Genomic DNA, 10,466 nt, shown 5'->3' with positions numbered 1-10,466 from the left:
CAGACCTTAACCCTATCGAACACAAATGGGCGCAACTTAAATCCATCCGTAATAAGTTCCGATGTTCCGTTGACGACCTCTTCACTGAGGCAGTTACAGGACATCTTTTTATATCGGATTAGCTATAAATAGTTAAATATTTTTCAAGGTATAAACGAGCCTTAGCACTTGTCAGTCGAATGAGCGTTTCAGCATCGGTTGCCGGTTTATCGAGAATGCCGAATTTTATAGCCGATGTATTGGTTTGGGGAATCATATCGGTTGGCGATAAACCGTAATAATGAATGAGGGGTAATAAATCGATATTCATTTTCTCTATTCTAACGGTTAAATCGGGTATGGTTTTTTCTGCTAATTTATTCCAGTAGACATAGGAAAGCGTTGCGGCGGTTAAAGGGTCATAATCCGCTAAATCAATTTGGTAATTCTGTTTAATAACTTCTCTCCTGCATTTAAAAGAGATGTTATTTCGCTCATTGAATTCGTTTTCAATTGTTATCGATGGTATAGCCTCCAGAGGATTGCGTATAAAATGGCAAATCAATTCTGGTAGTAATGTTGTTTTCATGCCTGCTGTTCCATGAATAAAAGCATTAATCGCCGGTTTATGGCGTGCAGCCAGCCACCATGAGCAAATGCCATCCTTTCCGATACCTTCATGATCGACCATTAACCCCGTGCTGGTTAAATATTGCGCCAATGATTTGGAACCACAACGCGGATGGCCAATTAAAACCAATTTTATGTCGAGCGTCGAAATTTTATTTTCATCCGTTGCTGGGGGGGCGGCTATTTGTTTGTCGGCATTTTTTGTTGGACTGTTTGCATCGGTGTATATGCTGTTTTCTTGTTGTATCAATGACCAATGTAAGGTTTTTTTATGTTCAAGATTGTTAAAAATCCGGCAATGAAGCTTAAAAAACTGAAGTTCTAACAGGGTGAACTGATTGTCTATTGGTTGGGATTTGACTAATTCATTGATTACCCCTGGTCCTGTGACCAACCAAACATTATTCGATGATTTTTTGTTAATATTTATGACGCACTGTTCCAGAATGGCTTTTAAAAAAGGCTGTCCTGGTTTTGCCACAATAAAGCCATTAATGATCCTACCAGTCGGTCTTCTAACGAAAATGAGGTTTTCGCTTTGCTCAAGCCAATTTTTGAGTGGCGTGATACAAGTAATCGCGGCATCCACATAGATTCCCCCTTCCTTGTATAAATACGCATAACGAAAAAAATCAGAACGCATCGCTGGAATTGCACACGCATCATAGGCTGCTAAATAAGATGCTGGGTAGTGTTGGGCGATATAGGCCCGTGCCGTAACGTCATTAAATAACTGGTGTTTAAAATCAGGATTTCGATGTTTCCAAAGGTCGACCAAAGGCGCAATATCTTCGGGCAGAAAAGCACTATCCCAAAACTGCATAATAGTTTTGGGTATCATTTTGGGGGAATACTTGTTTTGGACTGCATGATAAATCGCCATATCCGCCGCATTGGCTTCAAGTAATTCCGCGTATTTCGTTTCACCCAGGTCGGCGCGGATCTCTGCCAGTTTTTGTTCTAGTGTTTGGCTGATACGCTCTGCGTTCTTGGCGGCCACCATCGGGCGAAACTCAGGAAAATGAGGTGATAGCCAATCGGATAAGCGTTGGATGGATTCATCAAAAGCTTCCACTAAGCCGATGAAAGGTAGCTTTTCTATGGCTTGCAGTGCAAGCTCGGTCATGTCCCCATTGGTATCCATGAGCCATTGGGCCAAGCGGTAGCTTTGAAAATTGCGGCATTGGGACGCTCCCTTATGGGCCAAATGGGCGTCTATATAGCCTGATAAAGTGGTGTTTTTGGCTAAAAGAGCACTGCCATTATCGCTATTTTGTTTTTTCTCAAAATAATAAGCCGAAGCGATCCTATCAATCGGATGCCGGATAAAAATAATAGGGAAAACCTCAATGTTCTCAAGCTTGGGGGGGGGCAAATCTGCCGTGTGCGAGGAAAATGCCACGGCATCTTGCTCCTGCTCTATCCATTGCGCGACTTCTGCCAGCTTGGTGGCATGAGGGGCATTGAATTCCCGCGTTACCCAGCCATTGGGGAAATGGGTTTTGAGTATGGCATCAACTGAAGTGCCCGCATTTTTGAATAGGTGATAATGGAAGATTACTTTTCTCATGGGTGTTTTTAGAAAATGATATGAGGCTTTATCTTATTGAATTTAGGTGGTTTCCTGCAATGAATTTACCAAAAAACCAGGCGTAGGCCGGAATAAGGCCGCCCGTGCGAAGCGCAGGGTGGGTGTTTCCGGCAATGGGAAAGGATGTTTGCGGAAACCCCCGTTCTTGCTATCGCCCGAACGGTCTTATTCCGGCCTACGCAAATCCCCGTCAAACTAAAAATGACTGGGTACTTACACTGATGTCCTAGAGCGTTTGACAACCAAGGCTTGATTATGGGTCGATGCAAAAACGTCACAGGCTTCCAAGGCTTTCAACATCAATTTCCTGCCGTTTGCAAACGAATAATGCTGGCCTGCAAAGTGGCGGGCGGCTTTGGACATGTTTTCCCACACGGTTTGGTCGGTATAAAGCACGGTGACGGCATCAGCCCATTCTTGCGCCGTTTCGGCAATCATCACTTCCAGTTCATGGCGCAATGGGGTGCCTTCAGCGGCTATCGGCGTCAAGACGGAAGGTGTGCCATGCGCCAGGGCATCAATGACTTTGCCTTTAATGCCGGCACCGGTCAATAACGGTGCCACAAAGACCCGGCAGGTGTCATAAATGTCGGCGACATTTTCTATGTAACCTTCAATAACCACATCCTCACAAGCCAGTTTTTCCAGTTCTGCCGGAAAGTTGCTGCCGTAGATACGGAATTTCGCATCAGGCAATTGATAGCGTAGGATGGGCATGACGTGGTTGATGAAAAACAACACGGCGGCTTTGTTGGGTGGATGGCCGAAGCCGCCCAAAAAGGCGATGTCTTTTCGGCCTGCAAAGCCGGGTACGTCGTCGGTTAGATCAACAACCCAGGGGCAAGTGGTGATTTTTGAGCCATTTAGATTATGTGACAACACCACCGCATGTTCGATGGGGTTGTAAGACAAGACAACATCCACTTGCAGCATGATGCCTAATTCTTCTTCCCTGATCAGGCAGGCACGGTTCATCAAATCTTGGTCATTTTGTTCAATGGCTTCACGCACTTCCCTTAGGAAATGTAAGTCAGCGTTGCAGAACAATACTTTTGCCTGAGGCGCGTATTGGCGTATCCAGGGGAGGTGGTTTTTGGCGACGTAGTAGCGGGTGATGTAGACAATATCAAATTCGCCGCCGCGTTTTTCAAGAAACGACTGCATGCTGTATTCAAAAGGCGAGTAGACAATTTCAATACCTAGCCTTTGTAAGGTTTCCGTGTATTGGCCCATATAAGCCAAGTTTTCGGGTACGAAAGTGACTTTGAAGCCTAAAGATTGCAACAAGCGCATTTCTTGGATAGCGGCATAACTGCCCGCATCAATGTCAGGCCGTGGGGTTTGATAGTCAATGACCAAGGCGCGATAGCTAACGCCACGGTCTTTGTTAAGATCGACATGTTTGCCTTCTTCGCCGTTGAACCGGCAGTCATGTATCCATTTTTGCTTGAATTTGGGCCGGTTGATTTCCTGATAGCGTTTGGTGCCTGAGGTGACGCTGGTCCCGCTGCTCACGCCTTCAAAGTGATAAACCACGGATAAGGGGACAAACAGCGTTTTATAGCCTGCGGCGCGTACCTTGAATGCCAGGTCGGTGTCTTCAAAATAGGCGGGGCAATATTCTTCGCTAAAACCACCGATTTCATTCCATAACGAAGTGCTTAGCATAATCGCCGCGCCCGATAAATAATCGGCCTGACGGGTGTAACTGAAGCGGGGTTCATAGGGATTGCCGCCACGGCCATAATTCCACGGATTACCGCTGCTCCAGACAATACCGCCCGCTTCCTGCAATTTGCCATCGGGGTAGAGCAGTTTCGCACCCGCCAAACCGACTTGGTCGAATTGTTCAAAAGCAAAAATCAGTTCATCCAGCCAATGTACCGTGGGTTCGGTGTCGTTGTTCAGCATCACGATATACTTGCCTTTGGCAAGGCTTGCGCCACGGTTGCAACTGCGGATGAAGCCTTGTGAGGTTTCGTTGCGCAGATACTGGATACCGTCCACCAGTTCAAGAATATCCAGTGTTTCATCACTAGAACCGTCGTCAACCAGAATCACTTCAAAACTGGCTTTGTTATAGGCAAACAGCAGGGCGGCCAAGCAATAATAAGTGACCGGAAACTTGTTGTGGACAGGCACTACGATGCTGACATCAGGATGGGCAACGCTCGGAAATGCCAGATGCTCAAAGTGGCGGATTTTTTCAAATCCGGCGAGGAGTTGTTCATGCAATCGGCCTAGTACGGTGATGCGTCCGATAAGTTCGGCGAGTTCAGCGCCTTTTTTATGTTGTGCGGCTTCTGATAAGGCCAGCAAAGAGGCGCGCAGGGAATCATAACGGTAAGCCGCCGCAGGCGAAAGTCTGGCGGGAAGCGGTTTCCCGGAATATTTTTGCAGGACATTCCAAGGGGTCAAGTGGTAAGGGGTAATTTCTGCCAAGACGCCAATCAATTTGCCGGAGGGTGGCACTTTAACTTCGAGTAGGTGTGGGCGGCCATCCAATACTGAAACTGGCAAGGCAATGATGAAACTGAATTGTTCACTGTCTTGATTGGCATTGGCGGAGGTTGTGCCTGCAACAAATTGCCCGTCGACATAAAGGTCAACCGGCATATCCGCCTGGGAAATCCAGCCTACGACACGGGAGCCATCCAGCTTTTCCAGCTTGCCATGCACATTGGTTTCATAGACAAAGGTTTTCGGCGAGCCTTGTGCCGGCAGGCCAGTGTCACGGTCAATCAAGGCAATAGCATGTGCCTGCCCGTCATAGGCTTTTTCGGGAAGCGGGAATTCGATATAGGCAAATTGCTTGTGGTCGTATTTACGCAACGTTTGCCAGCCATCAACATCAATGGGGGATTTTTCCCATTTTAACGGAGCCGTTTCCTGGGCCGATATTAACGTAAAAGCGGGGCGGGTAAAAAATAAGAAGCTGTCGATTTCTAAAGATTTGGCAGTTAATTTTCTGACCAATAGACGAGCAAAGACGGCTTTTTTAGGTATTTGGATTGGCTCGTTGACGGCTAAATAATCATCCAGCAGTTTGCCGCCCAGTTTACCTTCCTGAATGACCGATTCATGACGGGTCAAAAGCTTACGTTGCGCGTCGTGAAATTCGACGATGTAAATGGCTGTGCAGCGATGTAATCCGAAATGACCGGTTAATTGGTAATGGTCGTTGCCATTGACTGGAATAAATTCGCCGACAACCGGGTCGCGGTAAACTAGGTCGACACTGTTGTCAATACCTGCTTTTTGGTAGATATGCAAAGTATGGCCGTTATATAAAGACCAGCTTTCTTGAAAGTCTATACCCATGCTTGCCAGGCCTGCTTGGGAAGCGTCAAAAGCCCAATAAGTTGGCTTAAGCTCAAATCCCGCATCACATATCTGGTTGATATACATCAGCAAAGTTTGCTCCTTTGCTTCAGAGGCATCCAGGGATTTGATCAATTGATCGTCAATCAATAAATCAATGCCGCCACCTTCGCCGAGCAGCTTTTTTTGCACGACGGCTGAATTTAAAAAGCCATCACACGATAAAAACAAACTTCTTATTTTAGGATCACTTTTGCTCATTGCTAACCTATACGCCCATTTTGGATTAAAAAAAACAATAGCCATTTGCCAAACCAAACCAATCCTGATTTCAGCATTGAGCCATATCATAACCCAAGAGCCTTGCATTCCAACAGGGAAGCACTGAAAAACGCTGGAGTAACAGTGGTAAATACCAGCGAAAAGGTCGAAGCAATGGTTTTAGCGTCTGCCGCTTAGCAAGCCATTGGTCATCGTGTATAATCGGTAACATTTTTTACATCCAGGTTACACAGAAACTATGAGCATCACACTTTCTAACAGAGTCCAGTCCGTCAAACCTTCACCTACGTTGGCAATCACCGCGCGGGCGGCGGCAATGCGGGCGGCTGGACGCGACATCATCGGCCTGGGCGCAGGCGAGCCGGATTTCGACACGCCGGATCACATCAAAGCCGCCGCAGTTAAAGCTATCGACAGCGGCTTTACCAAATACACCGCCGTTGACGGTATTCCCAGCTTGAAAAAAGCCATTATCGCCAAGCTCAAAAATGACAATGGCCTGGATTATCAAGCCAGGCAGATACTGGTGTCTTGTGGGGGCAAACAAAGCTCGTTCAACTTGACCCAAGCCTTGCTGAACGCGGGTGATGAAGTGATTATTCCAGCCCCGTTTTGGGTGTCGTATCCTGATATGGTGTTGTTGGCGGATGGGGTGCCAGTTTTTATCGAAACCACCCAGGCGCAACAGTTTAAAATCACCGCCGAGCAGTTACGGGCGGCGATTACCGATAAGACCCGTTTGATTTTCATCAACAGTCCATCAAACCCATCCGGTATTGCTTATACGCTAGAAGAACTGACAGCCTTGGGCGATGTATTGAAAGATTTCCCCAACATCATTATCGCCACCGATGATATGTACGAACATATCTTGTGGAAACAAGGCACGTTTGTGAATATTTTGAACGCGCATCCTGATTTGTATGACCGCACCGTCGTGATGAACGGTGTCTCCAAAGCCTATTCAATGACCGGCTGGCGTATCGGTTATGCCGCAGGCCCTGCCGATTTGATCGAAGCGATGTGCACCATCCAATCGCAAAGCACGTCTAATCCGACTTCCATCTCGCAAGTCGCCGCCGAAGCCGCCTTGACTGGCGACCAAAGTTTTATCGACCGGATGTGCGTGGAATTTAAGAAACGCCATGATTATGTGGTCGCGGAATTGAACGGCATTGATGGTGTTGAGTGTTTGGAAACCGACGGTACGTTTTATGTTTTCCCGAACGTCGAAAAACTGATCGCTCGTTTGGATGGCATTAATGATGACCTGGAATTTGCCGAATATCTGATAGAAAAAGCGGGCGTGGCCTTGGTGCCTGGTTCGCCGTTTGGCACCCCGGGCCATATCCGCATCTCCATCGCCACTAGCATGGCGAATCTGGAGAAGGCGTTGGAACGGATTAAGCAGGCGATTTAAAAAGCTTTGTCCACGAAAGATACGAAAGACACGAAAGACACGAAATATTAATATTCATGCGGTTACGATTATGTTTTTGTGGTTAATATCAATTGTAGGTCGGGTTAGCGATAGCGTAACCCGACGCAATAACTCAAAATGTCGGGTTACGCTGACGCTACCAACAGTAGGCGCATTAGGCGACCCGACCTACAAATTTGTAATACATTGTTTTAATTAAATTAAACTCTTAACTGTGGGCAGTGACGCTCTGCGTGGGAATTCATCCTGCAACGCTCCAGCGTTGTGTGATTTACGCCCTGCGGGTACGTTGGAACGTCAATAGCCGCATTCCCGTTTATGCCCCAGGCTACGCAGAGCGTGGGAACAATGTTCATCCCTCCCAAAATAACGGTCTAAGATTGCAGCCGCCGTAGACGGATTGGTTACCAGCTTCCCGAATTTTGCATGGAAAGCCAAGGCTCTTCTGGCGCAAGGGCTTTACCTTTTTGCAATAATTCAATCGAAATGGCATCGGGCGAGCGGACAAACGCCATGTGACCATCGCGTGGCGGACGGTTGATTATCACGCCCGCATCCATTAATGTTTGGCAGGTTTGGTAGATATTTTCGACTTCAAACGCCAAATGCCCGAAATTGCGCCCGCCTGTATAAACTTCAGTATCCCAGTTATAAGTCAATTCCAACAGCGGTGCGTTTGTTGCCTGTGCTTGGCCGGCATCTTGCGGCGCGTACAGGAAAACCAGCGTAAAACGCCCAGCTTCGCTATCCATGCGGTGGCGCTCTAGCAAACCGAGTTTGTTGCAATAAAAGTCTAGCGATTCGTCCAAATTATGGACGCGGATCATGGTGTGTAAATAGCGCATTGTTGCTCCTTATGAACGGGCATGATGAACGGGCATGAAATAATTTTCGCACCGGCTCGTCAGACCTATCAGGTTTTGATACCCTCTGGGGCACAAGAAACCTGACAGGTCTTGATCCGCGAATTTATTCCATGCCCGTTCCTTATCAAAACAGGTTTAAAAACTCGTCAACGCTCAAACCGGCATTGCGGATTAAAGCTCGTAAAGTTCCGACGGAAAGCTCTTTATGCTGGGGAATCGAGAGGTTCGCCCGCATTCCAGGCTACATGGCTGCCAACTTGACCCATTTGTTGCCATCCCAGTTTTTGGAAAATTTTCACGGCTTCTTTGCCGGAAATATTGCCTAACTTCCCCATTTTAAACCGCGACGAGAATAGGCGGCTGATGCTTATAGTTTTGTAGGGATAACATCGCTTTCTGATCTTCAGCCCATAACCACGCAATAATGGCTTCTTTAATATTGTCCAAGGCTTCCCGCTCATCCGCGCCTTGGGAAACACAACCAGGCAGTGCAGGGCATTCGGCAACAATCCAGCCATCTTCTGCCGGTTCTAATATGACATGGAAATTCATCGGTATTTTTCTCCAAGAAAACGGTGTGCTACTGTCTATCTGTAAAATCTATACTCTGAATGGTCAAATTTTCGGTTTTTGGAGCGCGGTCATCTTGACCGCAACTAGCGGGCAGGAAGCCTTCATGCCCCAGAGGTACGCGCTCCCTTCCACAAATCTGATAAAAACCGACCGTTTGAAGTATATCGCTTTTTACAGATCCAATTTTAACGCTCACCAAGGCGATATGATAACTTTTGGCTTTATGATTTCACGGCCTCATGCCGACAACATCCCACCCAATGGTCATTGACCATCCCAGTCGCCTGCATAAACGCATAGCAAATCGTGCTACCGACAAATTTAAAGCCGCGTTTTTTTAAATCCTTGCTCATCGCATCGGATTGTGCGGTAAAAGCGGGGATTTCTTTCATGCTTATCCACGCATTTTGCACCGGCTGATGATTGACAAAACTCCAGATATAAGCATCAAAACTACCAAATTCGCCTTGCACCGACAAAAAGGCTTGGGCGTTGGTGATGGCGGAATGGACTTTCAGGCGATTGCGGATGATGCCAGGATTTTCCAGCAGTTCTTGCGCTTTTGCTGCGTCATAAGCGGCAACACGCGTAGCATCAAAATTATCAAACGCTAACCGAAAACTGTCACGTTTTTTCAGGATGGTCGCCCAACTCAAACCCGCTTGCGCCCCTTCCAAAATCAGAAACTCGAATAGCAAGCGGTCATCATGCACGGGTACGCCCCATTCTTCATCGTGGTAGCGTTCTTCCAACGGGCTCGCTAATGCCCAGGCGCATTTGTCCATGTTACATCTCCCCCAGTGGTTTTTTCTGCAAGGCTTGCAAACGGTGCATCTTCGCGGCGCGTTTGGTCATCAGGGCTTTGGCGGCATCGGCACCGATATGGTTTTCACCGCGTTTTTTGGCGAGTGCCATTTGTTTCTCGCGCTCTGAAAAACGGGCCTTTTGTTCGGCGGTGATTTTGTCGAAGCAATGCGGGCAGCTTACGCCTTGTAGGTATTGATCGCTGGCTTTGTCCGCGTCGGTAATGGGCAAGCGGCAGGCATTGCATTGGTCATAGCCGCCTTTTTCAAGTTGGTGGTTGACGGTGACGCGCTCGTCAAAGACAAAACACTCGCCTTGCCAAAGCGTTTCTTGTACCGGCACTTCTTCCAAATACTTCAAAATGCCGCCTTTCAGATGGTAAACCTCGTCGAAGCCTTGTTCTTTTAAATACGCCGTGGATTTTTCACAGCGTATGCCGCCCGTGCAAAACATAGCGACTTTTTTATGCTTGTTGGGGTCTAGGTGGGTTTTGACGAATTCCGGGAACTGGCGGAAACTGTCGGTGTTCGGATTGACGGCGTTTTTAAACGTGCCCACCTGATATTCATAATCGTTGCGGGTGTCGATGAGCAGGACTTCTGGGTCAGAAATCAACTGGTTCCACTCTATCGGGTTGATGTAAGTGCCGACCACGCGCTTCGGATCAATGCCTTCCACGCCCAAGGTCACGATTTCTTTTTTCAGTTTAACTTTCGGGCGGTTAAAGGGGAGGGTATCGGTGTAAGATTCTTTGGAATCAAGATCAGCCAGACGCGGGTCACGGCGCAGCCAATTCAGCAACGTATCTATGGCGGAGCGGGAACCGGCCACTGTGCCGTTGATGCCTTCATTCGCCAGCAACAAGGTGCCGCGTAGGTGCTGGGCTTCCATGACATCGAGCAAGGGTTGGCGTAGGGCGGGGAAGTTGTCGAGAGTGACAAATTTGTACAAAGCGCAAACAACGATTGTGGGCATGAGT

7 protein-coding genes are annotated in these 10,466 nt (G+C 47.6%); 1 reads left to right on the top strand and 6 read right to left on the bottom strand.

Translation table 11 applies throughout. From position 1 onward, the window contains the following. Nucleotides 1-118: 118 nt before the first annotated feature. Complete coding sequence (locus PHH59_RS14870) at nucleotides 119-2,179, bottom strand: glycosyltransferase (RefSeq protein ID WP_300017897.1); 2,061 nt, start codon at nucleotides 2,177-2,179, stop codon at nucleotides 119-121. A 234-nt stretch (nucleotides 2,180-2,413) separates the two neighbouring features. Next, a complete protein-coding gene (locus PHH59_RS14865; RefSeq protein WP_300017894.1) occupies nucleotides 2,414-5,782 on the bottom strand; it encodes a glycosyltransferase in 3,369 nt (1,122 codons plus the stop codon). A gap of 259 nt (nucleotides 5,783-6,041) precedes the next feature. On the opposite strand from PHH59_RS14865, the gene PHH59_RS14860 reads away from it, so the two are divergent. Beyond that, the gene (locus PHH59_RS14860; RefSeq protein ID WP_300017891.1) at nucleotides 6,042-7,223 is read left to right on the top strand and encodes a pyridoxal phosphate-dependent aminotransferase; all 1,182 of its coding nucleotides are present in this window, start codon (nucleotides 6,042-6,044) and stop codon (nucleotides 7,221-7,223) included. 425 nt (nucleotides 7,224-7,648) lie between these two features. Here PHH59_RS14860 and PHH59_RS14855 read toward each other — a convergent pair whose 3' ends face one another. From PHH59_RS14855 to PHH59_RS14840, 4 genes are all read right to left on the bottom strand, one after another. Continuing rightward, entirely contained in the window at nucleotides 7,649-8,089 is a 441-nt protein-coding gene (locus PHH59_RS14855; RefSeq protein WP_300017888.1) for a VOC family protein, read from the bottom strand. Nucleotides 8,090-8,446: 357 nt separating this feature from the next. Further along, nucleotides 8,447-8,662: a type II toxin-antitoxin system HicB family antitoxin gene (locus PHH59_RS14850; RefSeq protein ID WP_300017885.1), complete on the bottom strand. Its 216-nt coding sequence runs from the start codon at nucleotides 8,660-8,662 to the stop codon at nucleotides 8,447-8,449. A gap of 242 nt (nucleotides 8,663-8,904) precedes the next feature. Further along, nucleotides 8,905-9,468 (bottom strand): DNA-3-methyladenine glycosylase I, encoded by a 564-nt coding sequence (locus PHH59_RS14845; protein ID WP_300017882.1) that lies wholly within the window; start codon nucleotides 9,466-9,468, stop codon nucleotides 8,905-8,907. 1 nt (nucleotide 9,469) lies between these two features. Further along, nucleotides 9,470-10,462, bottom strand: a complete 993-nt coding sequence (locus tag PHH59_RS14840; RefSeq protein WP_300017879.1) for a rhodanese-related sulfurtransferase — start codon at nucleotides 10,460-10,462, stop codon at nucleotides 9,470-9,472. Nucleotides 10,463-10,466 lie beyond the last annotated feature (4 nt).

The sequence above is a fragment of the Methylovulum sp. genome, from assembly GCF_028687615.1.
GTDB lineage: Bacteria > Pseudomonadota > Gammaproteobacteria > Methylococcales > Methylomonadaceae > Methylovulum.
Note: the sequence above shows the minus strand (reverse complement) of the source record. Positions and strands in the feature narration are given on the sequence as shown.

Excerpts from the sequence above, each read along its gene's own strand:
- PHH59_RS14840 (WP_300017879.1), bottom strand. The coding sequence starts at position 10,462 with ATGCCCACAATCGTTGTTTGCGCTTTGTACAAATTTGTCACTCTCGAC.
- PHH59_RS14855 (WP_300017888.1), bottom strand. The coding sequence starts at position 8,089 with ATGCGCTATTTACACACCATGATCCGCGTCCATAATTTGGACGAATCG.
- PHH59_RS14850 (WP_300017885.1), bottom strand. The coding sequence starts at position 8,662 with ATGAATTTCCATGTCATATTAGAACCGGCAGAAGATGGCTGGATTGTT.
- PHH59_RS14860 (WP_300017891.1), top strand. The coding sequence starts at position 6,042 with ATGAGCATCACACTTTCTAACAGAGTCCAGTCCGTCAAACCTTCACCT.
- PHH59_RS14865 (WP_300017894.1), bottom strand. The coding sequence starts at position 5,782 with ATGAGCAAAAGTGATCCTAAAATAAGAAGTTTGTTTTTATCGTGTGAT.
- PHH59_RS14870 (WP_300017897.1), bottom strand. The coding sequence starts at position 2,179 with ATGAGAAAAGTAATCTTCCATTATCACCTATTCAAAAATGCGGGCACT.
- PHH59_RS14845 (WP_300017882.1), bottom strand. The coding sequence starts at position 9,468 with ATGGACAAATGCGCCTGGGCATTAGCGAGCCCGTTGGAAGAACGCTAC.